At 62.3% G+C, this 25,833-nt stretch carries 24 protein-coding genes; 16 read left to right on the top strand and 8 right to left on the bottom strand.

Annotated elements, in window-relative coordinates; translation table 11 throughout:
• Positions 1–101: 101 nt before the first annotated feature.
• Complete coding sequence (puuR, locus tag AFK67_RS08755; RefSeq protein ID WP_007725115.1) at positions 102–659, bottom strand: HTH-type transcriptional regulator PuuR; 558 nt, start codon at positions 657–659, stop codon at positions 102–104.
• Between the two features lie 24 nt (positions 660–683).
• A complete protein-coding gene (puuD, locus tag AFK67_RS08760; RefSeq protein ID WP_007725118.1) occupies positions 684–1,451 on the bottom strand; it encodes a gamma-glutamyl-gamma-aminobutyrate hydrolase in 768 nt (255 codons plus the stop codon).
• A 213-nt stretch (positions 1,452–1,664) separates the two neighbouring features.
• Between puuD and AFK67_RS08765 the strand changes: the two genes are divergently transcribed.
• Together AFK67_RS08765 and AFK67_RS08770 are read left to right on the top strand one after the other, a co-directional pair.
• Positions 1,665–3,083, top strand: coding sequence for a glutamine synthetase family protein (locus tag AFK67_RS08765; protein ID WP_007725120.1), 1,419 nt, complete (start codon positions 1,665–1,667; stop codon positions 3,081–3,083).
• 389 nt (positions 3,084–3,472) lie between these two features.
• Positions 3,473–4,831, top strand: coding sequence for an APC family permease (locus tag AFK67_RS08770; protein ID WP_007725123.1), 1,359 nt, complete (start codon positions 3,473–3,475; stop codon positions 4,829–4,831).
• Positions 4,832–4,888: 57 nt separating this feature from the next.
• Here AFK67_RS08770 and flhA read toward each other — a convergent pair whose 3' ends face one another.
• The 6 genes from flhA to hypA form a co-directional block, all read right to left on the bottom strand.
• On the bottom strand, positions 4,889–6,973 hold the full coding sequence (flhA, locus tag AFK67_RS08775) for a formate hydrogenlyase transcriptional activator FlhA (RefSeq protein ID WP_038883810.1): 2,085 nt from the start codon (positions 6,971–6,973) through the stop codon (positions 4,889–4,891).
• 91 nt (positions 6,974–7,064) lie between these two features.
• Positions 7,065–8,075, bottom strand: a complete 1,011-nt coding sequence (gene hypE, locus AFK67_RS08780; RefSeq protein WP_007725128.1) for a hydrogenase expression/formation protein HypE — start codon at positions 8,073–8,075, stop codon at positions 7,065–7,067.
• Positions 8,072–9,193 (bottom strand): hydrogenase formation protein HypD, encoded by a 1,122-nt coding sequence (gene hypD, locus AFK67_RS08785; protein ID WP_007725129.1) that lies wholly within the window; start codon positions 9,191–9,193, stop codon positions 8,072–8,074. Before hypD ends, hypE begins: the two co-directional genes overlap by 4 nt.
• Positions 9,193–9,471: a HypC/HybG/HupF family hydrogenase formation chaperone gene (locus AFK67_RS08790; RefSeq protein WP_007725130.1), complete on the bottom strand. Its 279-nt coding sequence runs from the start codon at positions 9,469–9,471 to the stop codon at positions 9,193–9,195. The genes hypD and AFK67_RS08790 overlap by 1 nt, the downstream gene beginning before the upstream one ends.
• Positions 9,462–10,334, bottom strand: coding sequence for a hydrogenase nickel incorporation protein HypB (gene hypB, locus AFK67_RS08795; RefSeq protein ID WP_007725131.1), 873 nt, complete (start codon positions 10,332–10,334; stop codon positions 9,462–9,464). Before hypB ends, AFK67_RS08790 begins: the two co-directional genes overlap by 10 nt.
• A 3-nt stretch (positions 10,335–10,337) precedes the next feature.
• A complete protein-coding gene (hypA, locus tag AFK67_RS08800; protein WP_007725133.1) occupies positions 10,338–10,688 on the bottom strand; it encodes a hydrogenase maturation nickel metallochaperone HypA in 351 nt (116 codons plus the stop codon).
• 219 nt (positions 10,689–10,907) lie between these two features.
• Between hypA and hycA the strand changes: the two genes are divergently transcribed.
• The 14 genes from hycA (at position 10,908) to AFK67_RS08870 (ending at position 25,814) form a co-directional block, all read left to right on the top strand.
• Positions 10,908–11,372 carry a formate hydrogenlyase regulator HycA gene (gene hycA / locus AFK67_RS08805; RefSeq protein WP_038883808.1) on the top strand — a complete coding sequence of 155 codons (465 nt, stop codon included), beginning with the start codon at positions 10,908–10,910 and terminating at the stop codon, positions 11,370–11,372.
• 81 nt (positions 11,373–11,453) lie between these two features.
• Complete coding sequence (locus AFK67_RS08810) at positions 11,454–12,062, top strand: 4Fe-4S dicluster domain-containing protein (RefSeq protein ID WP_007725141.1); 609 nt, start codon at positions 11,454–11,456, stop codon at positions 12,060–12,062.
• Positions 12,059–13,885, top strand: coding sequence for a formate hydrogenlyase subunit 3 (gene hycC, locus AFK67_RS08815; protein WP_007725145.1), 1,827 nt, complete (start codon positions 12,059–12,061; stop codon positions 13,883–13,885). Before AFK67_RS08810 ends, hycC begins: the two co-directional genes overlap by 4 nt.
• A 1-nt stretch (position 13,886) precedes the next feature.
• The gene (locus AFK67_RS08820) at positions 13,887–14,813 is read left to right on the top strand and encodes a respiratory chain complex I subunit 1 family protein (RefSeq protein ID WP_007725148.1); all 927 of its coding nucleotides are present in this window, start codon (positions 13,887–13,889) and stop codon (positions 14,811–14,813) included.
• A 15-nt stretch (positions 14,814–14,828) separates the two neighbouring features.
• Positions 14,829–16,538 carry a formate hydrogenlyase subunit HycE gene (gene hycE / locus AFK67_RS08825; RefSeq protein ID WP_007725151.1) on the top strand — a complete coding sequence of 570 codons (1,710 nt, stop codon included), beginning with the start codon at positions 14,829–14,831 and terminating at the stop codon, positions 16,536–16,538.
• A gap of 77 nt (positions 16,539–16,615) precedes the next feature.
• Entirely contained in the window at positions 16,616–17,158 is a 543-nt protein-coding gene (locus AFK67_RS08830; RefSeq protein WP_007725163.1) for a formate hydrogenlyase complex iron-sulfur subunit, read from the top strand.
• Positions 17,155–17,922 (top strand): NADH-quinone oxidoreductase subunit B family protein, encoded by a 768-nt coding sequence (locus tag AFK67_RS08835; RefSeq protein ID WP_038883804.1) that lies wholly within the window; start codon positions 17,155–17,157, stop codon positions 17,920–17,922. The genes AFK67_RS08830 and AFK67_RS08835 overlap by 4 nt, the downstream gene beginning before the upstream one ends.
• Entirely contained in the window at positions 17,919–18,326 is a 408-nt protein-coding gene (locus AFK67_RS08840; RefSeq protein ID WP_007725169.1) for a formate hydrogenlyase maturation HycH family protein, read from the top strand. Before AFK67_RS08835 ends, AFK67_RS08840 begins: the two co-directional genes overlap by 4 nt.
• On the top strand, positions 18,319–18,792 hold the full coding sequence (hycI, locus tag AFK67_RS08845; protein WP_007725171.1) for a hydrogenase maturation peptidase HycI: 474 nt from the start codon (positions 18,319–18,321) through the stop codon (positions 18,790–18,792). The genes AFK67_RS08840 and hycI overlap by 8 nt, the downstream gene beginning before the upstream one ends.
• A gap of 561 nt (positions 18,793–19,353) precedes the next feature.
• Entirely contained in the window at positions 19,354–19,575 is a 222-nt protein-coding gene (gene glgS / locus AFK67_RS08850) for a cell surface composition regulator GlgS (RefSeq protein ID WP_007725174.1), read from the top strand.
• A gap of 203 nt (positions 19,576–19,778) precedes the next feature.
• Entirely contained in the window at positions 19,779–20,324 is a 546-nt protein-coding gene (gene hydN / locus AFK67_RS08855) for an electron transport protein HydN (protein ID WP_007725178.1), read from the top strand.
• Positions 20,325–20,358: 34 nt separating this feature from the next.
• Positions 20,359–22,509, top strand: coding sequence for a formate dehydrogenase subunit alpha (gene fdhF / locus AFK67_RS08860; protein ID WP_007725180.1), 2,151 nt, complete (start codon positions 20,359–20,361; stop codon positions 22,507–22,509).
• A gap of 42 nt (positions 22,510–22,551) precedes the next feature.
• A complete protein-coding gene (gene hypF, locus AFK67_RS08865; RefSeq protein WP_038883799.1) occupies positions 22,552–24,798 on the top strand; it encodes a carbamoyltransferase HypF in 2,247 nt (748 codons plus the stop codon).
• Positions 24,792–25,814: a HoxN/HupN/NixA family nickel/cobalt transporter gene (locus AFK67_RS08870; protein WP_038883797.1), complete on the top strand. Its 1,023-nt coding sequence runs from the start codon at positions 24,792–24,794 to the stop codon at positions 25,812–25,814. Before hypF ends, AFK67_RS08870 begins: the two co-directional genes overlap by 7 nt.
• Positions 25,815–25,833: the final 19 nt, after the last annotated feature.

Here is a 25,833-nt window from a genome sequence, read left to right on the forward strand (position 1 = left end):
CGCAGAAGCCCGCAGGCAAACATGCCCGTGAAGCTCAGGTCAGATGCGGCCCGTGTCAGGCGCGCCCGGCGTCTTCTATAACCGAACGCGCTGAACGGTTATCAGAAGGTGGTGGGCGTATGCGCGCTGATGATGCGGCAGATCCCGGCCGAGGTATTGCTGAAGCTATGAGGTATGCCGGTGTTGATGGCATAGCTCTGGCCTGCGGTCAGGTGGAACGTCTGGCCGTTGACGGTCAGCACGATTTCCCCCTCCAGCAGGGTGCCAATCTCTTCACCCTGATGTTTGATCCTCTCCCCGGTCGTGGTGCCGGGCTGGTACGTTTCAAAAATCATCGCCAGCGTGCGATGGGGGTTCCCGTTATGAATCAGCTTCATCGAGACGCCCTGGCTGCCAATTTCAATCAAATCGTCCTGATTGATAACGACCTGGGGTTCATCCGGTTTTTCTGGTTCGGCAAAAAATTCCGACAGCGAGAGCCCGTACACCTTCAGCAGCTTTTGCAGGGTGCTGATGGCCGGACTCACTTTGTCCTGTTCAATGGTGCTGATAGCGCTATGCGTTAGCCCGGAAAGCTCAGCGACGCGGCGCTGCGACAAACCCAGTTGCTGGCGGATCTGCGCTAAACGCTTCCCCGGCGCCAGGGTGACATCGCTCATAGATTTTCTTCCTTTATAGTAACGTCAGGCGGGTCGGGGCTTTTCTTCCCGATACCCCCGACAGGCGGTAATAAAACCCTCGAACAACAGCCGCGAGAGTGCATATTCGCTGCTGTTCCATTCCGGGTGCCATTGCACCCCCAGCGCAAACGGATGATCGACAACGCTTGCGGCTTCCACCAGGCCATCCGGCGAGCGCGCTTCCACGCGCAGCCGCGCGCCGAGCGTGCGGGCGCCCTGACCATGCAGAGAATTTACCCAAAAGGTGTTGCAGCCCGGTATCAGTTTGCTGATAAGCCCGCCCGGCACGACCTGCACTTCGTGAGACGGGGCATATTGCTGCTCCAGCGGCAGCTCAGGATCTTCCCGATGCTCCAGCAGGGCCGGTTCATCGAACAGCCGACGATACAGCGTCCCTCCTGTCGCGACAACCAGTTCCTGAAGCCCCCGGCAGATGGCGAAAAGGGGGATGCGCCTTTCCAGCACGCGCTCAATCAGCGCGATGCTCAGAGTGTCCCGCCCAGGGTCGGCGGCAGGCTCATCGCCGTTTTCACCATACAGGTGCGGCTGGACGTTGCTGGGGCTGCCAGGGAGCATTATCCCGTCGAGTTCGGCCAGCAGCTGATCGAGAAGAACAGGCTCAGCGACGATATGAGGCAGGGGCACCGGCAAGCCGCCAGCGTTAAGCACGGCGTTAATGTACTTCTCTTGCAACGTCTGACTCGGGTGCCCCTTGATACTGTTTCTGCACATCACTACGCCAATTAACGACCTGTTAAATATAATGCCCATACTATCCTCTCGCGCTGGACTAAATTATGTACAAAATACGCCTTTGTACCGCCTTGCTGGTCAATATTTTCTCAATCTAGCAGCGCTGTAACTAAAATTCAAACGTCATTTAACATTTGAAAAACATTTCTGTTGCATCTAGATTCTAAAAGTGGAAATTATATCGAACGGTCTGACTGCGCAGATCGGCATCTGCAACAACGGCGGTGAATCATGGAAACCAATATCGTGGAAGTAGAGAATGTTGTGCGTCACAGTGAAGAGAGGCGAACCAGTGCGTTTGCCCGCGAAGTCAATGCCTATCTGGAGCGTTACCCGTTGACGGAATATGTCGACGTGATGCTCACCGATCTTAACGGCACTTTTCGCGGCAAACGCATCCCGGTGGCAGGTTTGCTGAAAGTCGAGAAGGGCTGTTACTTCCCGGCCTCGGTTTTTGCGATGGATATTCTGGGCAATGTGGTGGAAGAGGCGGGGCTGGGGCAGGATCTCGGCGAGCCGGATCGCCGCTGCGTGCCGGTGGCGGGGAGTCTTGTGCCGTCGGCGACCGACCCGGAATATCTCGGCCAGCTCCTGCTGACCATGCAGGATGAAGATGGCACTCCCTTTGACGTTGAGCCGCGCAACGTGCTTAACCGGCTCTGGCAGCAGCTGCGCCAGCGCGGTCTGCACCCCGTGGTAGCGGTAGAGCTGGAGTTCTATCTCATTGACCGCCAGCGCGACGCGGAAGGCTATCTCCAGCCGCCGTGCGCGCCCGGCACCCAGGATCGCAACACCCAAAGCCAGGTCTACTCGGTAGACAATCTCGACCGCTTCGCCGACGTGCTAAGCGATATCGACGAGCTGGCGCGAATGCAGCAAATCCCGGCCGACGGCGCGGTGGCGGAAGCCTCGCCGGGCCAGTTTGAAATCAACCTCCACCATACCGACAACGTGTTACAGGCCTGCGATCACGCGCTGGCGCTCAAACGGCTGGTGCGGCTGGTGGCTGAAAAGCACGGCATGCAGGCCACTTTTATGGCCAAACCTTATGAAGAACACGCCGGCAGCGGCATGCACATTCATATCAGCATCGTTGATGATAATGGCCAGAACGTGCTGGCGCTCCCGGATGGCGACGATTCCGCGCTGCTGAAGCAGGCCCTCGCCGGGATGATCGACATGCTGCCTGCCTCGATGGCGCTGCTGGCGCCGAACGTCAACTCCTACCGCCGCTTCCAGCCGGGCATGTATGTCCCGACACAGGCCTCATGGGGCCACAACAACCGCACCGTGGCGCTGCGTATTCCCTGCGGCGATCGCGACAGCCACCGCGTGGAATATCGCGTGGCCGGGGCTGATGCGAACCCTTATCTCGTGATGTCTGCGGTGCTTGCAGGTATAGTGCACGGCCTGGAAAACGACTTGCCGCTGCCCGAGGCCGTGGAAGGTAACGGTCTGGAGCAGGAAGGAACGCCGTTTCCTATCCGCCAGAGCGACGCCCTGTACGAATTCCAGGTTCATCCGGCGATGCGCGAGCGGCTGGGCGCGCGTTTTTGCGAGGTGTTTCACGCCTGTAAAAACGACGAGCTTATCCAGTTTGAGCGGCTCATCACCGAAACGGAAATTGAGTGGATGCTGAAAAACGCCTGACGGTTGGCCGGAAATCTTACCCGCGTTGATGGCAGGCGGGCGTTATCCAGGCTACAGGTAGTCTATACCCGCAGCGGTTCAGCACGCACCGCGCCGCGCCACAGAAGGCCGCGGCGAAAGCTCGCCGGGCCTGTCGCGCCGGCGTTCCGGTGTCGCGTGAAGGAAAACGCGCGACAGCGGCTTACAGACGACGTTCAGGATACGTTACGAGGATAATGAGATGGTGCCACTTTATGTCTGTCCGCTGCGTGCGGGCACCCGCCTGAGCCGCAGTAATGACGGGCCTGCGCCTGCCGTGTGTTTCAGCCCACGTGCCTGGCGCACGCAACGACTTTCCCCTCCGGCCTCTGTTTCGCCCTGCCGCACAGAGACGACAGGGGGGATGCGCGATGGCGACTAATGTCGAACTTAACGTAGCGGCGCGTCCGCAACTGCGCAAATCGCTCAAACTCTGGCAGGTCGTGATGATGGGCCTCGCCTACCTGACGCCGATGACCGTATTCGACACCTTCGGCATCGTCTCCGGCATCAGCAACGGTCACGTCCCGGCCTCGTATTTACTGGCGCTGGCGGGCGTACTCTTTACCGCCATCAGCTACGGCAAACTGGTGAAGCGTTTCCCGACGGCGGGCTCCGCCTACACCTACGCCCAGCAGGCGATTAACCCGCACGTCGGCTTTCTGGTGGGCTGGTCGTCGCTGCTCGATTATCTGTTCCTGCCGATGATCAACGTTCTGCTGGCGAAGCTCTATCTCTCCGCGATGTTCCCGGACGTGCCCCAGTGGATCTGGGTGGTGCTCTATGTCGGGATCATGACTATCGCCAACCTGAAAAGCGTCAATCTGGTGGCGAACTTCAATACCCTGTTTGTGACGGTGCAGGTGGCGATCATCGCGGTGTTTATCTTTCTGGTGATCCACGGGCTGCATCGGGGCGAAGGGGCGGGCACCGTCTGGTCGGTACAACCGTTTGTCAGCGAGAACGCGCAGCTGTTGCCTATCATTACCGGCGCGACCATCGTCTGTTTCTCGTTCCTCGGTTTTGACGCGGTAACGACGCTCTCAGAGGAGACGCCGGACGCCGGGAAAACTATTCCGCGCGCGATTTTCCTAACCGCGCTTTATGGCGGCGTGATTTTTATCGCGGCGTCGTTTTTTATCCAGCTCTTCTTCCCGACAATGGGACGCTTTAAAGAGCCCGACGCGGCGCTGCCGGAGATAGCGCTCTATGTTGGTGGCAAGCTGTTCCAGTCGGTGTTCCTGTGCTGTACGTTTGTCAACACCCTGGCGTCGGGGCTGGCGTCGCACGCGAGCGTGTCGCGCCTGCTGTATGTGATGGGCCGTGATAACGTCTTCCCGGAAAAGGTTTTCGGCTACGTGCATCCGAAATGGCGCACGCCCGCGCTGAACGTGATTCTGGTCGGCGTAGTGGCGCTGAGCGCGCTGTCGTTCGACCTTGTGACCGCGACGGCGCTGATTAACTTTGGCGCGCTGGTGGCGTTTACGTTCGTGAACCTGTCGGTGGTGAATCATTTCTTCCTGCGGGAAGGGCGCAACAAGGGCTGGAAGGACCGGGTGAATTACCTGATCCTGCCGCTGGTGGGCGCGCTGACGGTCGCGGTGCTGTGGCTGAACCTTGAAAAAAGCTCGCTGACGATGGGGCTTATCTGGGCGGCGCTCGGCCTTGCGTACCTGACGTGGCTCACGCGCCGTTTCCGCCAGCCGCCGCCGATGTTTAAAGGCGAGTAAGGCCAGGCGGGTGGCATAAAGCGGGCATGGCGGGTGCGCACCCGCCACCCCCGACGGTTACAACGCGTCCTTATCGATCCCCAGCCGCTTCATGCGGGAAAGCAGGGTGGTGCGCTTCACGCCGAGGCGCGCGGCGGCGCCTTTCGGGCCGGCGATGACCCCGTTGGTCTCCTTCAATACCCGCGTGATGCGCGCGACTTCATCTTCACCCTCGCGCACGTCGTCAGGCGGCGCGAGGGCGGCGGCGGTTTTTTTCGCCGGGCGGAACGCCAGCTCCGGCATGGAGAGCTGCAACACATTGCCGCGCGTCAGCAGTACCGCGCGCTCAATCACGTTTTCCAACTCGCGCACGTTGCCCTGCCACTCCATTTCGCTCAGCGCGTGCAGCGTTTCAGCGGGAATGCTGTCGATGCTGCGCCCCAGGCGGCGGGCGATTTTAAACGTAAACGCCTTCACCAGCAGCGGAATGTCCTCCGGGCGTTCGCGCAGCGGCGGCAGATGGATCGGGAACACGTTCAGACGGTAATAGAGATCGCTTCGGAACTCGCGGTCCGCCACCATCTGGCGCAAATCGCGGTTAGTGGCGGCGATAAGCCGCACGTCGGTCTGGATAACTTTATTGCTGCCGAGCCGCTCAAACTCCTGCTCCTGCAACACGCGCAGCAGCTTCGGCTGGAGATCCAGCGGCATGTCGCCCACTTCATCCAGAAACAGGCTGCTCTTGTCGGCAAGCTCAAAACGCCCGATGCGCTGCGCGCTGGCGCCGGTAAACGCGCCGCGCTCGTGGCCGAACAGATCGCTCTCCAGCAGGCCTGCGGGCATCGCCGCGCAGTTGAGTTTCACCATCCGCCGCCCGTTGCGGTCGCTCAGGTTATGGATAGCGCGCGCGATAAGCTCTTTGCCGGTGCCGGTTTCACCGAGGATCAGCACCGTACTGTCGCTTTTCGCCACCATCTCCACCTGTTTCATCACGGCCATCATGGCGTCCGAGCGGCCAATGATTTCCCCGAAATCCGCCGGCACATTGTTGATCTGCTCGGTCAGCGCCAGGTTTTCATCCACCAGCCGCTCTTTGAGGCGATGGATCTCCTGATACGCCAGCGCGTTATCCACCGCGATGGCGATACGCTCGGCAATCTGGCGCAGCAGTTTTAAATTGGCGGCGGTGAAAATATGCTCCTCGCACTGCGCGAGCTTCAGCACGCCGAGCATCTTCTCGCCGAACATCAGCGGCAGCAGGCAGATGGTCTGGATCTGGTTATCCCACATCTCAAACAGCATCTGCTCGTAGGGCGCGAGCTCGTCGCGCTGATGCAGATTCACCAGCAGCATTTCGCGCGAGCTAAACACGCGGGCCGAGAGGGTGCCTTTCTCCAGCACTTCGCTCTGGTCGTGCAGCGGCGCGGCTTCATCGACATAGTGCGTGGAGTAGATGGTCAGCTTGCCCTTGCGCGCGGCGGGCAGCACGATGCTTATCGAGTCGATACTGAAATAGCGGTGGATCTCATGAGAGATCTCGGTCACCAGCTCATCGAGATGCAGCTTGGAGAGCACCGCGTTGGTGATAGCCACAAGAATGCGAAAGTCGTCGCGCTCGCGGCACAGCAGCGCGTAATCCTGGCTGTTGCCAAGCCGCGTCTGGATCTGTTCCGCCGCCACGCTCACGATTTGCGTCAGCGTCTGTAGCCGGGAGAACTCCTTTTCGCTAAAGCTTTCGCGCGCGTCGCGGATAAACTCGCAGCCGCCGAAAATATGCCCTTCGGCGGCGAGCGGCGCCAGACAGTAGTAGCCGAACGCCGGGTAGAGCGGCAGCGCGGCGAGCTGCGGCCAGGTCTCCGCGAATTCGTCATAACGGCAGTGCAGCACTTCAGGGCGCGACAGCAGCCGCCGCACCGGCCCGTGAGAGAGCACAGTTTCATCTTCATACGTCACCGCGTTGCCGACGCCGTCGACGCTGTAAAAGCAGGTGCGCTGATGTTTGGGGTGATAAAGCAGAATGTTGACCCGATCCGCCATCCCTGTGGCGTTAAGCAGCGATTTCAGCGCCTCCGCCAGCGCGCAGAGATCGGGCTGGCGCATCAGAGTGCGAGTGATATCGAAAAGCCCTTGCTGGCCGAGATCGCTCATGGGTGTATATGACATTGGCTCATCCAGAATCGTTCGCAAAAGGCGAAAACGTAAATCAATATTGTATCCGCAGCCTGTTTATCAGGTTCTTGCGCAGGAACAGGGTTTAGCAGATCCGCGGTAAGGGTTCACTGTGCGGCAGATCAAGCGTGCGTTTCACGCCGTACAGTCCGGCGAGGCGCACCCCTTTTTGCGCCACCATCTCACCAATAATAGCCGCCTCACGCCCGAGCGGGTGGGCGCGCAGCGCAGCCAGGGCTTGTTGCGCCGCGTCGCGCGCCACGCCGATCACCAGTTTGCCCTCGTTGGCGAAGTTCAGCGCGTCGAGGCCGAGCAGCTCGCAGACGCCGCGCACGGCAGGCGTCAGCGGCAGCGCGCGCTCCTGAAGCTCAATCCCGCAGCCCGCGCTTGCCGCGAACTCATGCGCCACGGCGTTGACGCCGCCGCGAGTGGCGTCGCGCAAGGCTTTCACGCCCGGCACCGCACGAAGCGCCTGAATGAGCGGCGAGAGCAGGGCGCAGTCGCTTGCCAGCTCGCCCTCAAGCCCCAGATTTTCACGCAGGTTAAGAATAGTCGCGCCGTGATCGCCAAGCGTGCCGGAGACCAGCAGTACGTCGCCGGGCGCAAGCTGTCGCGCCCCCCACTGGAGATCGGCCGGGATCGCGCCAATCCCGGCGGTGTTAATAAAAATTTTATCCGCCGCGCCGCGCGGCACCACTTTGGTGTCGCCGGTGACTATCTGAATGCCCGCGGCGCGCGCGGTGGCGGCCATACTATGGGCTACATTCTCAAGCGTCGCCATCTCCAGACCCTCTTCGAGAATAAACCCGCAGGAGAGCCAGCGCGGCAGCGCGCCGCTGACCGCCACGTCATTGGCGGTGCCGCAGATAGCCAGCTTGCCGATGTCGCCGCCGGGGAAAAACAGCGGGTCAATCACGTAGCTGTCGGTTGAGAAGGCGATCCGGTCGCCCTTTGCGGTGAGCTCCGCCAGCGGCAGACGTGCCTGATCTTCCTGCTCGGCGAGCCACGGGTTGTCGAACGCCTGCATAAAGAGGCGGTTGATCAACTGCTGCATCGCCTGGCCGCCGCTGCCGTGGGCGAGGGTAATGGTGTTCATGCTTCACACTCCTCTGAACGATACTGATGCCATGCCGCGCAGGCGCCTTCCGAAGAGACCATCAGCGCGCCAAAGGCGTTTTGCGGGTTGCAGCGCGTGCCGAACAGCGGACATTCGGCGGGTTTGCAGCGCCCGGTCAGCACATCGCCGCAGCGGGCGAGCGGCGAATCATTGACCTGCTGCGGCGCGGGCGCGAAATGCGCCTCGGCGTCAAAAGCGCGGTACGGCTCGCGCAGCCGCACGCCGGAGTGGGGAATAACGCCAAGGCCGCGCCATTCGCTGTCGCCTTCGACGCAAAACACCGCCTCGATCGCCTGCTGCGCCGCCGGGTTGCCTGCATCCGGCACCACGCGGCGGTACTGGTTCTCCACGCGGCTTTGACCGGCGAGGCGCTGCTCCACCAGCATCAGCACGCCCTGTAACAGATCCAGCGGCTCGAAACCGGCGACCACCAGCGGGCGGGCGAACCGTCCGGCGATAAAATCATAGGCCCCGGTGCCAATCACCATGCTGACGTGCCCCGGCGCCAGAAAGGCGTCGGTCTGGTTATCGGGCTGCTCCAGCAGGCTTTGCAGGGTTGGGATAAGCGTAATGTGCTGGCAGAAAAAGTAAAAGTTAGCCACATCGCGCGCTTTCGCCTGCATCAGCGTCAGCGCGGTGGCGGGCATGGTGGTTTCAAAGCCTAAGCCAAAGAACACCACCTCGCGCTGCGGATGCTGTTCGGCGATGTGTAGCGCGTCCATCGGCGAATAAACGATACGGACATCCGCGCCCTGCGCTTTGGCCTGCAACAGCGACCCGTTTTTGCCCGGCACGCGCATCGCGTCGCCAAAGGTGCAAAAAATCACGCCGGGGCGACGGGCGATTTCGGTGGCGTTATCGATACGTCCCATCGGCAGCACGCAAACCGGGCAGCCGGGGCCGTGAATAAATTCAATGTTTTCCGGCAGCAGGCGGTCGAGGCCGAATTTAAAAATGGCGTGTGTGTGGCCGCCGCACACTTCCATGATGCGTAGCGGATGCTGCGCGGTCGTGGGGAGCAGGGCAGCGCGCTCGCGCAGCCGGTCAACTAAGCGCAGCACCTGGTCGGGGTTGCGGTATTCATCGACAAAACGCATCAGCGGTTCTCCTCGCCATACAGCAGCGCGCCGACATCCGGCTCCACGTCAAACATGTTTTGCAGCGCCTCTAACGTGTCGCGCGCGTCGCGCTCGTTAATCAGGCTCATGGCGAAGCCGACATGCACCAGCACCCACTGGCCGAGCCGCGGCATGCCCGCCTCGTCATGCGTGCCGACCAGCGTCAGATCCACCTCGCGCGTGACGCCGCAGACCTCGACGCGCGCGAGGTTGCCGGTGAGCAGCTCGCAGACCTGCCCCGGAATGCCTATGCACATCGCTGTTCCTCCAGCCAGGCAAGCCAGGCGCTCATGCCGTCGCCACGGGTGGCGGAAACCAGCAGGATGGTGATATCCGGGTTGACCTCACGCGCGTACGCCATGCATTTCTCAACGTCGAAATTCAGGTACGGCAGCAGATCAATTTTGTTAAGCAGCATCAGCGAGGCGGCGGCGAACATGTGCGGGTATTTGAGCGGCTTGTCTTCGCCTTCCGTTACCGAGAGCACCGCCACCTTGTGGCGCTCGCCGAGATCAAACCCGGCCGGGCAGACGAGATTGCCGACGTTTTCGATAAACAGCACGCCGTTATCCTCAAGCGGCAGGCGCGTCATCGCGTCCTGCACCATCTGCGCGTCCAGATGACAGCCTTTGCCGGTATTGACCTGGATGGCCGGGGTGCCGGTGGCGCGAATGCGCTCGGCGTCGTTCACCGTCTGCTGATCGCCTTCGATAACCGCGCAGGCCGTGGTGCCCCGCAGGCGTTTGAGCGTTTCCGTCAGCAGCGTGGTTTTGCCGGAGCCAGGGCTGGAGACCAGGTTTAGCGCCAGCTGCCCGCGCGCGGCGAGGCGCTGGCGGTTGCGCTGCGCTATCTGATTGTTTTTATCCAGCACGTTGATTTCAATCTCGACCATTTTTCGCTGGCTTAAGCCGGGCGCGTGGGTGCCCGCCTCGCCATGACCGTAATCCAGATCCCCCTGCGGGGCGACCGCGGGCGTAAACGCGCTGAGGTTAACCGTGGTGATGGGGGCGACCAGGTGCGGGGCGGCGGCGAAGGGGGCTTTGCGAAACGGCGAGTGCGGGTCGCGCTCATCGCCTTCTATATAGAGGTTGCCGTGCTGGCAACCGCAGGTTGTACACATTTTCTACTCCTGTTCTATTTCCAGACGCTTGATTTGCACGCTGTCATCGGCGTCGATACGCAGATCCGCGTGGTGGCAATGCGGGCAGCGGCGAACCAGCGTCGTCAGCAGTTGCACGTCACGCTGACAGTGGAGACACCAGCACTGCGCCTCCTGCTGGCTGAGATGAAGCGCGCAGCCTTCGGCGCGGGTGTCACGGCAGGCCAGTTCAAAACAAAATTCCAGCGCGCCGCGCTCGACGCACGAGAACGCGCCGATCTCCAGCCACACGCCGGTAACCCTGCGCGCATTGAGCTGCTGCGCCTGCTGTTCGATGATTTCTACTGCCCGCTGGCAGAGTGTGAGTTCATGCATAACGCCTCCGATACGATGCGCTCAGTAATGCAATAAGAGTGCCAGTGCGGATAACGACGGACGGCGGGCTGTCGTCATGGGTGTCGAGGCTGTCGAAATGACATGTCGTGACAGCGTGCGTGAGGTGACGTTTTGAAATAAATCTTTTAAATACAGCAAGATAAAAAATGGCATGGTTCCTGCTAAACAGCGGTATCTCTGTTAAATGAGCGAGAAACCATGATCCTTTCCGAATTAAGCCAGAAGGCGGAATTTATCGCCGACCGCCACCGCTGTTTACAGGCGCACTGGCACACCTACTGCAACACGCTGGTCCAGGCGATCACGCTGTCGCGCCAGAAACTGCACCATTCGCTCGGCTGCGAGCCGCAGAACGGGCTCTGCTTCTTTCTGTTTGAGCATTTTGCTATTCGCGTGGAGCAGGCCGAGGGCTTTCACTGCCGCACGATCAACTACCTGATAGCCCGCCGCGACGGGCGCGATGAGACGCTGCTCGCCACCGCGCAGCTTGACACGCAGGGACGGCTTGATGGCGCGGTGGATATTCGCGACCGCGAAAAAGTGCTGGCGCACTATCTGGACCAAATCGGCGCAGTCTATGACGGGCTTTACGACGCGGTACAACACGACGCGCCGCTGCGCATCAGCGACATCCTGGCGGCCCGCGATGCGTCGTCACATTAACAGGACGACATGTCGGGACTGTCGAAATCGCCCGTCATCGTCACTTTTCGTCAAAAATGACTATCACCTGAGGAACCGCTGGTGAACCGTTTTATCATTGCCGACTCCACGCTCTGCATCGGCTGCCACACCTGCGAGGCCGCCTGCTCAGAGACGCACCGCCTGCATGGACTGCAATCCAGGCCGCGTCTGACGGTTATGCGTAATCAGAAAGACTCCGCACCGCAGCTCTGCCACCACTGTGAAGACGCGCCCTGCGCGCAGGTCTGCCCGGTGAACGCCATCACCCGCGAGGCGGGAGCTATTCAGCTTAATGAAAGCCTGTGCGTCAGCTGCAAGCTCTGCGGCATCGCCTGTCCGTTTGGCGCGATTGAATTTTCCGGCAGCCGACCGCTGCATATTCCGGCCAACGTCAACAGCCCGAAAGCGCCGCCCGCGCCGCCTGCGCCTGCGCACGTCGGGGCGTTTCTCGACTGGACGCCCGGCGTGCGCGCCGTGGCGGTGAAATGCGATCTCTGCCAGTTCGACGAGGAAGGCCCCGCCTGCGTGCGTACCTGTCCGACCCGCGCGCTGAAGATTGTCGATAACCACGACATCGCGCGCGCCAGCCGCCGCAAACGTGAACTGACCATTAACGCCGACCTGGGCGACCTGTCGCTGCTGTTACAGCCGCGCGGAGGAGAACAATGAACGCGATTTTCTTTTATCAGGCGGCGCTGGGGGCTTTTGGCGCCGGGCTGCTCCTGGCGCTGCTGACCGCCTGGCATAAGCCGCTCAGCGCCCGCCTTGCCGGGCTTGGCGGCGCGCTGGGTTGCCTGTGCACGAGTGCGGCGGGCGGGCTGTTGCTCATCCACAGCAGCGCCGGGCCGCTTGCCACGCAAGTCGGCACTCTTGATGTGCGCCTGACGGCTTTCAACGCCATCTGGCTCGCCACCCTCGGCCTGCCGGGGCTCTTTATCTGCCTTTTCACGCTGATCACCCCGCGTGATGGCGAGACACGCGCCAGCGGCGCGCTGATGACTCTGCTGCTCGGCGCGGCGACGCTTGCCGTCACCGTACAGAGCCTCGGCGCGCTGGTGGTCATGGTGGAGATAGTGGCGCTCGCCGCCGTGTTCCTGACCCCCGACAGCGCGAGCGGCAAACTCTGGTTCGCGCTCGGGCGGCTCGGCACGCTGCTGCTCGCCCTGGCATGCTGGCTGCTGTGGCGGCACTACGGCACCCTCGATATCCTGGCGTTAAGCTCGCTCACGGCCGGACAGCCCTTTGGCGCGGGCGTCTGGCTGCTGGGCCTTGCCGGGTTCGGGCTACACGCGGGCATCGTGCCGCTGCACGGCGGCGTGGTCCAGGCGCATGCGCAGGCCAGCGCGCCCGCCGCCGCGCTCTTTTCCGCAGTGGTGCTGAAAGTAGGCCTCTACGGCATTCTGGTCGTCTCGCTGATGAACGCCGCGCTGCCGCTCTGGTGCGCCGTGCTGGTGCTGGCGCTCGGCATGGTGACCGCGTTTATCGGCGGGCTCTACGCGCTGATGGAGCACAACATCAACCGCCTGCTGGCGTACCACACGCTTGAGAACATCGGCATTATTCTGCTGGGGCTTGGCAGCGGGCTTGCCGGGATCTCCCTGGGCGAACCGGCGCTCGTCGCGCTGGGTCTGGTCGGCGGGCTTTATCATCTCTTCAACCACAGCCTCTTTAAAACCACGCTGTTTCTCGGCGCGGGCGCGGTGTTTCATCGCACCGGATATCGCGATATCGAAAAGCTCGGCGGTATCGGCAAAACCATGCCGCTGATATCACTCTCCATGCTGGTGGGCCTGATGGCCATGGCCGCGCTGCCGCCGCTGAACGGCTTTGCGGGCGAGTGGGTGATTTACCAGGCGTTTTTTGACTTCGGCGCGCAGCCGCTGTTTATCGCGCGTCTGCTCGGGCCGCTGCTGGCGGTAGGGCTTGCCATCACCGGCGCGCTGGCGGTGATGTGTATGGCGAAAGTCTACGGCGTGACGTTCCTCGGCGCGCCGCGCACCCCGGCGGCGGCAAACGCCACCGACGCGCCCTGGCTGATGCGCCTCTGCGTGGCGGGACTGGCGCTCTGCTGCCTGGCGGGCGGCATTGCCGCGCCGTGGCTGCTGCCGCTGCTCGGGCGCGCCGTCCCGCTGCCGCTCGTCACCCAGGGCACGACCGTCTCGCAGCCGGTGATGACGCTGCTGCTGGCGGGCTCGCTGCTGCTGCCGTTCCTGCTGATGACGCTCTTTAAAGGCGATCGTCTGGCGTCGCGCTCGCGTGGATCCGCCTGGGTCTGCGGCTATGACCATGAACAGGCGATGGTTATCACCGCGCACGGTTTCGCCCGGCCGGTTAAGGCCGCCTTCGCGCCGTTGATAGCGCTTCGCCATATCCTTAACCCGGCGCGCTGGCTGCCTGGCTGGCAGAGCGCCTGCCTGCCCGCGCTCTGTCGCCGTCTGGCGCTGGTCGAGCTGGCCGTGCTGCTGGTGGTCGTGATTTCACGAGGAGTCTGACATGCAAAACATCCTTTTCCCCCTCATTCAGGCGCTGGCGCTGTTCGCGTGCGCGCCGCTGCTTTCGGGCGTGACCCGCGTGGTGCGCGCCCGCCTGCATAACCGGCGCGGGCCGGGCGTGCTTCAGGAGTATCGCGATCTGTTCAAGCTGCTGGGCCGCCAGAGCGTGGCCCCTGCGGCCGCTGGCTGGGTGTTTCGCTTCACGCCGTTCGCCATGCTGGCGGTCATGCTGACCATCGCCGCTGCGCTGCCGGTGGTGACGGTGGGTTCGCCGCTGCCGGGCGCGGGTGATTTGATTACGCTGGTCTATCTCTTCGCCATCGCGCGCTTCTTTTTCGCCATCGCCGGGCTTGATACCGGCAGCCCGTTTACGGCGATCGGCGCGAGCCGTGAGGCGATGCTCGGCGTGCTGGTGGAGCCCATTCTGTTGCTGGGCCTGTGGGTCGCCGCGACGGTCGCGGGCTCGACGCATATCAGCCACATCACCGCGATGGTTTACCACTGGCCTGTCGCGCGCAGCCTGCCGCTGCTGCTGGCGCTCGCCGCCTGCGCTTTCGCCACCTTTATTGAGATGGGCAAGCTGCCGTTCGACCTCGCCGAAGCTGAACAGGAGCTTCAGGAAGGGCCGCTCTCCGAGTACAGCGGCGCGGGTTTCGCGCTGCTGAAATGGGGCATCAGCCTTAAGCAACTGGTGGTGTTGCAGATGTTCGTCGGCGTGTTTCTGCCCTGGGGGCAGATGACGAGCCTGACCGTGAGCGGCGGCCTGCTGGCGCTCGCGCTGGCGGTTATCAAACTGCTGGTGGGCGTGCTGGTCATCGCACTGTTTGAAAACAGCATGGCGCGCCTGCGTTTTAACGCCGTATCGCGCGTCACCTGGACCGGTTTCGGCCTGGCCTTTTTAGCTTTCGTCTCCTTGCTGGCGGCGTGATAAGAGAATTGAACGATGTCTGAAGAAAAAACAGGGCAACACTATCTGCGCGCGCTGCACGAGGCGTTTCCCGGCGTGGTGCTTGATGAAGCCTGGCAAACCCGCGACCAGCTGACGGTCACGGTGAAAATCAATTATCTGCCGGAAGTGGTGGAGTTTCTTTACTACCAGCAGGGGGGCTGGCTGTCGGTGCTGTTCGGCAACGACGAGCGCAAGCTGTGCGGCAGTTACGCCGTTTACTACGTGCTCTCAATGGAGCAGGGCGTGAAGTGCTGGATAACCGTGCGGGTCGAGGTGGATGCGAATAAACCGGAGTTCCCGTCCGTGACGCCGCGCGTGCCTGCCGCCGTCTGGGGTGAGCGCGAGGTGCGCGACATGTACGGCCTTATCCCGGTCGGCCTGCCGGATGAGCGCCGCCTGGTGCTGCCGGACGACTGGCCGGACGATCTCTATCCGCTGCGTAAAGACAGCATGGACTACCGCCAGCGCCCGGCACCGACCAGCGATAAAGAGACCTACGAGTTCATCAACGAGCTGGGCGATGCCAAAAACAACGTGGTGCCGATTGGCCCGCTGCATGTCACCTCCGACGAGCCGGGCCACTTCCGGCTGTTCGTCGACGGCGAAAACATTATCGACGCCGACTACCGCCTTTTTTATGTGCATCGCGGCATGGAGAAGCTCGCGGAAACCCGCATGGGCTACAACGAAGTGACGTTTCTCTCCGACCGCGTCTGCGGGATCTGCGGCTTCGCCCACAGCACCGCGTACACCACGTCGGTGGAAAATGCGATGGGCATTCAGGTGCCGGAGCGCGCGCAGATGATCCGCGCCATTCTGCTGGAGGTGGAGCGCCTGCACAGCCATCTGCTCAACCTCGGTCTGGCGTGCCACTTCGTCGGGTTCGATTCCGGGTTTATGCAGTTTTTCCGGGTGCGTGAGACCTCCATGAAAATGGCGGAAATTCTTACGGGTGCGCGTAAAACCTACGGTATGAACCTGATTGGCGGCATTCGCCGCGACCTGCTGAAAGACGACATGATCGAGACCCGTTTGCTTGCCCAGCAGATGCGCCGCGAGGTGCAGGATCTGGTGAATATTCTGCTCAGCACGCCGAACATCGAGCAGCGCACCGCGGGCATTGGCCGTCTCGACCCGCAGATCGCCCGCGATTTCAGCAATGTCGGGCCGATGGTGCGCGCGAGCGGGCACGCCCGTGATACCCGCGCCGATCACCCGTTTGTCGGTTACGGCCTGCTGCCGATGGAAGTACACAGCGAGCAGGGCTGTGACGTGATTTCGCGCCTCAAAGTGCGGATCAACGAGGTGTTCACCGCGCTCAACATGATCGATTTCGGGCTTGATAACTTGCCAGGCGGCCCGCTGCTGGTGGAAGGATTTACCTATATCCCGAACCGTTTTGCGCTCGGGTTTTCCGAGGCGCCGCGCGGCGACGACATCCACTGGAGCATGACCGGCGACAACCAGAAGCTCTACCGCTGGCGCTGCCGTGCGGCGACCTACGCCAACTGGCCGACGCTGCGCTATATGCTGCGCGGCAATACGGTCTCCGACGCGCCGCTGATTATCGGCAGCCTCGACCCGTGCTACTCCTGCACCGACCGTATGACGGTGGTGGATGTGCGCAAGAAGAAAAGCCAGGTGGTGGCGTACAAAGAGCTCGAGCGTTACAGCATTGAGCGTAAAAATTCGCCGCTGAAATAGGTGCCGCTGGCTGGTGGGCTGGTGGGTAAGCAAAGCGCACCTGCCGGGTAACCGTCGCGCAGGCGACAGGAGACAATATGTTTACCTTTATCAAAAAAGCATTAAAAACCGGCGTGGCGACGCAGCCCTATCCGCTGCAACCGATGCCGGTCGACAAAAATTTTCGCGGCAAGCCGCAGCATGATCCGCAGCAGTGCATCGGCTGCGCGGCGTGCATTAACGCCTGCCCGTCTAACGCCTTAACCGTCGCGACCGACTTCGAACACGACCGTCTCGACTGGCAGTTCAATCTCGGGCGCTGCATCTTTTGCGGGCGCTGTGAAGAGGTCTGCCCGACGGCGGCCATCCGCCTCACGCCGGAGTATGAGCTGGCGGTGTGGCGTAAAGAGGATTTTCTCCAGCAGGCGAGCTTCGCGCTCTGCCGCTGTCGTGTCTGCCAGCAGCCGTTTGCGGTGCAAAAAGAGGTGGATTACGCGATAGCGCTGCTCGCGCACAACGGCGATGCGCGCGCCGAGCGCCACCGCGCCAGCTTTGAAACCTGCCCTGACTGTAAACGCCAGCAGGGCCTTGCGCCCTCAGAGCTTATCGACCTGACCCGCGAAATGAAGGAGGCGGTGTGATGAACCTGCTCGGCCCACGCGACAGCAACAATATTCCCGTTCCGGTGACGGTGGATGAATCCATCGCGCGCATGAAAACCTCGCTTTTGAAAAACATCAAACGGTCGGCGTATGTCTATCGCGTCGACTGCGGCGGCTGCAACGGGTGTGAAATCGAAATTTTCGCAACGCTCTCGCCGCTGTTCGATGCCGAACGTTTTGGCATCAAAGTGGTGCCGTCGCCGCGCCATGCCGACATTCTGCTGTTTACCGGCGCGGTTACGCGCGCCATGCGCTCGCCCGCGCTGCGCGCCTGGGAGTCGGCTCCCGACCCGAAAATCTGCATCTCGTACGGCGCCTGCGGCAACAGCGGTGGCATTTTTCACGATCTCTACTGCGTCTGGGGCGGCACCGACAAAATTGTGCCGGTAGATGTCTATATCCCCGGCTGCCCGCCGACGCCTGCCGCGACCCTCTACGGCTTTGCGATGGCGCTCGGCCTGCTGGAGCAGAAAATTCACGCGCGCCTGCCGGGCGAGCAGGACAACCAGGCGGCGGAGATCCTCCATCCGGAGATGGTCCAGCCGCTGCGTGTGCGGGTTGACCGCGCCGCCCGGCGTCTGGCCGGATATCGCTATGGCCGCCAGATAGCTGACGACTATATGCGCCACCTGACGCTCGGCGGCGACAGCGTCGCCGGGTGGCTCTCGCAGGAAAACGACCCGCGGCTGAGCGAAATCGTCGCCCGGCTTGACGAGGTGGTCGCCCAGGAGCGCGTCGGATGAGCGAAACCGTAGTGTTCAGCAGGCTGTCGCGCAAATTCGTTGATGAAAACGACGCGACGCCGCCGCAGGCGCAGCAGGTTATCTATTACAGCCTGGCGATTGGCCACCATCTGGGCGTGATTGACTGCCTGAAGGCGTCGCTGATCTGCCCGTTTGATGCATACCAGGCGTGGATAGCGACGCTCGCGCCCGGCGAGGCGCAGCGCAAGATGCAGGGCGTGCCGCGCTATGGCGAAATCGTTATCGACCAGAATCACGTCACGCTGCTGGCGCGCGCCTTTGACGAGGCGATGACGCGCCAGAACGAACAGCAGCAGGTCTGGAGCCGCGAGCTGCTCGGGCTGTTGCAGGCAATACAGCGTGAACCGGCGGTATATGTGATGGTGAGGAGGGATCGTGACTGACGTTTTATTATGTGTGGGCAACAGCATGATGGGCGACGACGGCGCAGGGCCGCTGCTTGCCGAAAAATTCCGCGTCGCGCCGCAGGGCGAGTGGGTGCTGATAGACGGCGGCAGCGCACCGGAGAATGACATCGGCGCGATCCGCGAGCTGCGCCCGCAGCGACTGCTCCTCGTGGACGCGACCGAGATGGGGCTCAACCCCGGCGAGATCCGCCTCATCGACCCGGACGATATCTCCGAAATGTTTATGATGACGACCCACAATATGCCGCTCAATTATCTGGTGGATCAGCTGCGCGAGGACGTGGGCGAGGTGATTTTTCTCGGTATCCAGCCCGATATCGTGGGATTTTATTACCCGATGACCGAAGCGGTAAAACACGCCGTCGATACCGTTTATGGTCGTCTGGCGCAGTGGGAAGGCAACGGCGGGTTCGCGGCGCTGGCGGTGGAAGAGGGCGCGTAGTGAAGATGGCGGGTGCGCGCCCTACATGAGAAGGTGAATTGTAGGGTGGGTAAGCGCAGCGCACCCACCATTTGCGTTTTGGGAAAACTCCGGGGGAAGAGAAATATACCAGGTCGGGGAAATGGTTCCGTTCGCCCTCACGTCGCGTTTATATGTGCGTCTTCCTCACGCGAACGTGCAAAGGGGGCTCGCTGCCGCCCCCTTTGCAATCCCGGCTCCCGGCAGAAAATCGCCCCTTCGGGTAAGCCGCGCCTTTTTCCCTCCGGCCACGGGTCGGGCAAGACAATACGTCCCTGTATTGTCTTGCCCTCGCACCGGGTCCCTCCGGTGCGCCCCGGCCTGCGGCGAAACGGCGCGGCCGATTTTTTTTAGCCGGAGCAAAACCACCTACCCTACCGTTTTCATATTTTCCAGGGCGGGTACACAACGTGCACACGCCGTCCCGCCCGCATTTCCCCCGCCAGATAGCTCCGAAACCGGCCTCTGGCTACCAGGAATCTTCTGAATAAAAAAAGCGCGGTTCTGCATCGTATACAGTTGATGGAGTGGAGGGAGAAACTGATGAACAGACAAGACATTTATTCGTTCAAGAACTTTGATTTTCTGGCGAGCAGTTTTGCCCGTATGAACGGAGAAGGACGCCGTATCGATATCGACGCCATCACCGGCAATATGAGCGAGGCGCAATCCGCCTGGTTTCATGAGCGTTACAACTACTACCGTAAACAAGGGCTGCAACAGATTATCAGCGCTGCCCACAGTGAAACGGAGCTGTGCGCATAAGGCATTAACCGTGTAAGACCGACGAAGCGGGTTATCAGACCCGCTTTTTTGTGCCCGTCATACCGTCATTTCTATCGTCATAAGTGTCGATGACACGCCACTGACGCACTCCCTCGCAAATAATCCTTAATAAAATCAAGCAAATAAAATCTGGCACGGATTGTGTATTAGCGAGTGGGTTCAACCCACAGCCGGAGACTATGATGAACCGCTTCATCATTGCTGATTCAAGTAAATGTATTGGATGCCGCACCTGCGAGGTGGCGTGCGTGGTGTCGCATCAGGAAAACCAGGACTGCGCCGCGCTCACGCCGCAAACCTTTCTGCCCCGCATTCACGTTGTGAAAGGCGTGAATGTTTCCACCGCGACCATGTGCCGCCAGTGTGAAGACGCGCCGTGCGCGAGCGTCTGCCCGAACGGCGCTATCAGCCGTGACAACGATTTCGTCCATGTCCATCAGGAGCGCTGCATCGGCTGCAAAACCTGCGTGGTCGCGTGCCCGTACGGCGCGATGGAAGTGGTCGTGCGCCCTGTGGTGCGTAACAGCGGCGCCGGGCTCAACGTGCTGGCCGAAAAAGCCGAAGCTAATAAATGCGATCTCTGCCATCACCGCGCAGAAGGCCCGGCCTGCATCGACGCGTGCCCGACCAACGCCATTGTCTGCATCGATCGCAACCGTCTGGAAGCGCTCAGCGCCGAACGCCGCCGTCGCGCCGCGCTCGATGGCCTCTCATCCCTGGCTTTTTAAGCCATCGATTTCACTTTTAACAGGTCTGTTACTGATGAAAAAAATCACCAGCGTCTGTCCGTACTGCGGTGCGGGCTGCAAACTCAAGCTCGTCGTGGATAACAACAAAATCATTCGTGCCGAGGCGGCCGAAGGCGTTACCAACCAGAACCAGCTCTGCCTTAAAGGCTACTACGGCTGGGATTTCCTTAATGACACCCAGTTGCTGACGCCGCGCCTCACCCAGCCGATGATCCGCTACGAGAAAGGCGGCGCGTTCAAAGCTGTCTCCTGGGAAGAGGCGATCCGCTACACCGCAGAGCGTCTGTCGGCCATTAAAGAGCAGTATGGCCCGCGCGCCATCATGACTACCGGCTCCTCGCGTGGCACCGGCAACGAAACCAACTACGTGATGCAGAAATTCGCCCGCGCGGTGATTAACACCAATAACGTCGACTGCTGCGCCCGCGTCTGCCACGGGCCGTCGGTCGCAGGTCTTCAGCAGACGCTCGGCAACGGCGCGATGAGTAACTCCATCGGCGATATCGAAAACTCCAAATGCCTGCTGGTCTTTGGCTACAACTGCGCTGACTCGCACCCGATCGTGGCGCGCCGCGTGCTGAAAGCTAAAGAGAACGGCGCGAAAATCATTGTTTGCGACCCGCGTAAAATTGAAACCGCGCGCATCGCCGACCAGCACCTGCAACTCAACAACGGCTGCAATATGGCGCTGGTGAACGCTTTCGGCTATGTGCTGCTGGAAGAAGGGCTGTATGACAAAGAGTATGTGGCGCGCTATACCGAGGGGCTGGACGCGTACCGCGAGACCGTCAAAGACTACGCGCCGGAGGTGGTCGAGCACCTGACCGGCGTCAGCGCGCAGCAAATTCGCCAGGCAATGCGCACGTTCGCCGCCGCGCCGTCCGCCACCATTATGTGGGGCATGGGCGTGACGCAGTTCGGCCAGGCGGTGGACGTGGTGAAAGGGCTCTCAAGCCTTGCGCTGCTCACCGGTAATCTGGGGCGCGAGCATGTGGGCGTCGGCCCGGTGCGCGGCCAGAATAACGTGCAGGGCGCGTGCGACATGGGCGTGCTGCCCAATCAGTTCCCCGGCTATCAGGATGTCGAAGACGCGGCGGTGCGTGAAAAATTCGCGCGCGCCTGGGGCATCGACCCGGCGGTGATGGACGACAAAATCGGCGTGCGCATCACCGAAGTGCCGCACCTGGCGCTCGAAGGCAAAGTCAAAGCCTATTACATCATGGGTGAAGATCCGCTCCAGACCGAAGCCGATCTGGGCCTGGTACGTCAGGGTTTCGAGGCGCTCGATTTCGTGGTGGTTCAGGATATCTTCATGACCAAAACCGCCGAAGTGGCGGACGTGCTGCTGCCTGCCACCTCCTGGGGCGAACACGGCGGCGTCTTCACCTGCGCCGACCGTGGCTTCCAGCGTTTTGAGGCGGCCGTGCAGGCGAAATATAACGTCAAACGCGACTGGGAAATTATCAGCCTTATCGCCACCGCTATGGGCTACCCGATGCATTACGACAACAACCAGCAGATCTGGGACGAAATGCGCGAGCTCTGCCCGCTGTTCTACGGCGTGACCTATCAGAAAATGGGCGACATGGGCCATGTGCAGTGGCCGTGCCCGACGCTGGATCACCCTGGCACCCCGTACCTCTACGCCGGTAATCGTTTCGATACGCCGAGCGGCAAAGGTCAGCTGTTCGCCGCGGCCTGGCGCGCGCCGGCGGAACAGCCGGATGCCGATTACCCGCTGGTGCTCTGTACCGTGCGCGAAGTGGGGCACTACTCCTGCCGCTCGATGACCGGCAACTGCGCGGCGTTGCAGACGCTCGCCGACGAGCCGGGCCGCGTGCAGATGCACCCGCAGGACGCCGCGCGGCTTAACGTGCGCGACGGCCAGCTGGTGTGGGTTAACTCTCGCCGTGGCCGCGTCATCAGCCGTGCCGATGTTAATGAGCGCATCAACCCCGGCGCGGTTTACATGACCTACCAGTGGTGGATCGGGGCCTGTAACGAGCTCACCCAGGATAATCTCGACCCGGTCTCTAAAACGCCGGAAACCAAGTATTGCGCGGTGAATGTGGAGGCTATCGCCGATCAGCGCGATGCCGAAGCCTATGTCCAGACCACCTATACCAGCATGAAGGCGCGCCTGCGCGACGCCGCGGCGGTATAGCTCAACCCGCGCGGGCGCAGGCCCGCGCTTTCTGATACGACCATGAATCTGAACGGCACGATTTTACGCATCCAGGGCCGGGTGCAGGGGGTAGGATTTCGCCCCTTCGTCTGGCAACTGGCGCAGCGGTTACAACTCGCGGGCGACGTCTGCAACGACGGCGCTGGTGTGGAGGTGCGCCTCACCGGCGGCGAAGGGGCGTTTATCGCCGCGCTCTGGCAGCACTGTCCGCCGCTTGCGCGTATCGACAGCGTCAGCGCCGCGCCGTTTCGCTGGCCGCAACGGCCAGAGGCGTTTTCCATACGGGAAAGCGGCGGCGGGGCGATGCGTACGCAGATAACCCCGGACGCCGCCACCTGTCCGCAATGCCTGCGCGAACTCAACGACCCGACTGACCCCCGCTGGCGTTACCCGTTTATCAACTGTACCCACTGCGGCCCGCGCTTCACGATTATTCGCGCGATGCCCTACGACCGGCCCAACACCGCGATGGCGGGCTTCCCGCTCTGCGCGCGCTGTAGCGCGCAATACCGCGACCCGGCCGACCGGCGCTTTCACGCGCAGCCCGTGGCGTGCCCGGACTGCGGCCCGCAGCTGCGCTGGGTTAGCGGCGGGCGACATGCCGAAAAAGAGGCGGCCCTCCAGGCTGCCACCACCGCGCTAAAGGCCGGGCAGATTGTCGCCATCAAAGGCCTCGGCGGGTTTCATCTCGCCTGCGACGCACAAAACCCGCAGGCCGTGGCGCGCCTGCGCACGCGCAAACAGCGCCCGGCCAAACCGCTGGCGGTGATGCTGCCGGTGGACACCCGTCTTGATGACGATATTCGCGCGCGGCTCGCCACGCCCGCCGCGCCGATTGTGCTGGTGGATAACGCCTGTCTGCCGCCGCTGTGCGATCTTATCGCGCCGGGGCTCAATGAGACCGGCGTCATGCTGCCCGCGAACCCGCTGCAATACCTGCTGATGCAGGGCGTCGAATGCCCGCTGGTGATGACCTCCGGCAACCGCAGCGGCGAGCCGCCCGCGCTCACCAACGCCCAGGCGCTGTCGCAGCTGGGCGAAATTGCCGACGGCTTTTTGCTGCACGATCGCGACATTTTGCAGCGGATGGATGATTCGGTGATGCGCCAGAGCGGCGAGATGCTGCGCCGGGCGCGCGGTTTTGTCCCGGATGCCCTCCCGCTGCCGCCCGGCGTTGCGCCGGTGCCCGCCACGCTCTGCCTGGGCGCAGACCTGAAAAATACGTTTTGCCTCGCGCGCGGCAGCGAGGCGGTGCTGAGCCAGCATCTGGGCGATCTTGGCGACACGCAGACTGAAGCGCAGTGGCGACAGGCGCTGGCGCTGTTTCGCGAGATTTACGATGTTCACCCGCAGCAGATCGTAGTGGACGCGCACCCCGGCTACCGCACGACCGCGCTCGGCGAAACGATGGGCCTGCCGGTGCTCCACGTGCTGCATCACCACGCGCATATCGCCGCGTGCCTCGCCGAGCACCGCTGGCCTTGCGACGCCGGGCCGGTGGTTGCGCTGGCGCTCGACGGCATCGGCATGGGCGAGCAGGGCACGCTGTGGGGCGGCGAGTGTCTGCTGGTGGATTACCGGCGCTGCGAGCGGCTGGGCGGGCTGCCTGCCGTGGCGCTGCCGGGCGGCGACCTGGCGGCGCGCCAGCCGTGGCGAAACTGGCTGGCGCAGTGGCAGGCGTTCGTGCCCGACTGGCAGACGCTTCCTGAGGCCGCAGGGCTTCTTGATAAGCCCTGGCAGCCGCTGGTTCGTGCGGTGGCGCGGGGCATTAATGCGCCGCAGGCGTCCTCCGCGGGCCGCCTTTTCGACGCGGTCGCCGCCATGCTCGGCGTGGCGCCTCGCGCGCAAAGCTACGAAGGCGAGGCGGCGTGTCGTCTGGAGGCGCTGGCGCGCCGTCATGGCGCGGTCGCGCATAGTGTGACGTTGTCACTTAGCGGCGGCGAGTTTGATATGCCTGCCTTCTGGGCGAGCCTGCTGGCGTTCGACGCCCCCTCAGGCGCGCGCGCCTGGGCGTTTCATGATGCGCTCGCCGGTGGGCTGGCCGCACTCGCGCGTCTGCATGCGAACGCGCACGGCATCACGACAATCGCCTGCGGCGGTGGGGTGCTGCATAACGCGCTGCTGCGCGAGCGTCTGGCGTTTTACCTTCACGATTTCCGGCTGCTGCTGCCACAGACGTTGCCCGCGGGCGATGGCGCGGTGGCGTTCGGCCAGGCGGCGATCGCCGCCGCCACGTTTTCTTCACTTACAGGAATGTTGTCATGCTGACTCAACTGCTTCGTCTTCCCGCGCGCGCGCTGGCTCTGGTGGCCGCGCTCGGCCTCGCTAACCTGGCCGCCTGGATCTGGGCGTTTTTCGCCTTCCATCAGAGCCCCGCGCTGATGGCCGCGAGCCTGCTCGCCTGGGGCTACGGCCTGCGCCACGCGGTTGACGCCGATCATATCGCCGCCATTGATACCGTCACGCGCAAAATGATGCAGCAGGGCAAACGCCCGTTCGGCGTCGGCGCGTGGTTTTCGCTCGGCCACTCCAGCATCGTGGTGCTGGCGTCCATCGCCATTGCTGCCACGGCGGCGGCCATAAAAGACGATATGGCCTGGTTTCACGAGGTGGGCGGCGTTATCGGCACCACCGTCTCGGCGGTGTTTTTGCTGGCGATGGCGCTGGTGAATCTGGTCATCCTGCGCGGCATCTGGCAGAGCTTCAGCAGGCTGAAACGCGGCGAGCCGCTCAGCGAAAACGCCGACGCGCTCGCGGCGGGCGGCCCGATGAGCTGGCTGTTTCGCGCCACCTTCCGCCTGGTGAGCAAAAGCTGGCATATGTACCTGGTCGGCTTTCTGTTCGGTCTCGGGTTTGATACCGCCACAGAAATTGGCGTGCTCGGGATCTCGGCGGCGGGCGCGTCAAACGGCATGTCGGTCTGGTCGATTCTGGTCTTCCCGGCGCTGTTTACCAGCGGGATGGCGCTTATCGACACCCTCGACAATATGGTGATGGTCGGCGCTTACGGCTGGGCTTTCAGCAAGCCGCAGCGCAAGCTCTACTACAACATGACTATCACGGGCACCTCCGTCGTGGTGGCGCTGGTGATTGGCGGTCTTGAGGCGCTGGGGCTGCTGATGGATAAATTCGGCCTCACCGGTGGCATCTGGGAGCTGGTGGCGGGCGTGAATGACAATCTCGGCAACGCCGGGTTCATCGTGGTCGGCCTGTTTATCGCCTGCTGGGCGCTCTCTTTGCTGAACTATCGCCTTAAAGGCTACGACGCGCTGCCCGCGCGCTAAGCCGTACCGCGCCTTTCGT

Origin of the sequence: Cronobacter dublinensis subsp. dublinensis LMG 23823 (assembly GCF_001277235.1) — a bacterium.
GTDB lineage: Bacteria > Pseudomonadota > Gammaproteobacteria > Enterobacterales > Enterobacteriaceae > Cronobacter > Cronobacter dublinensis.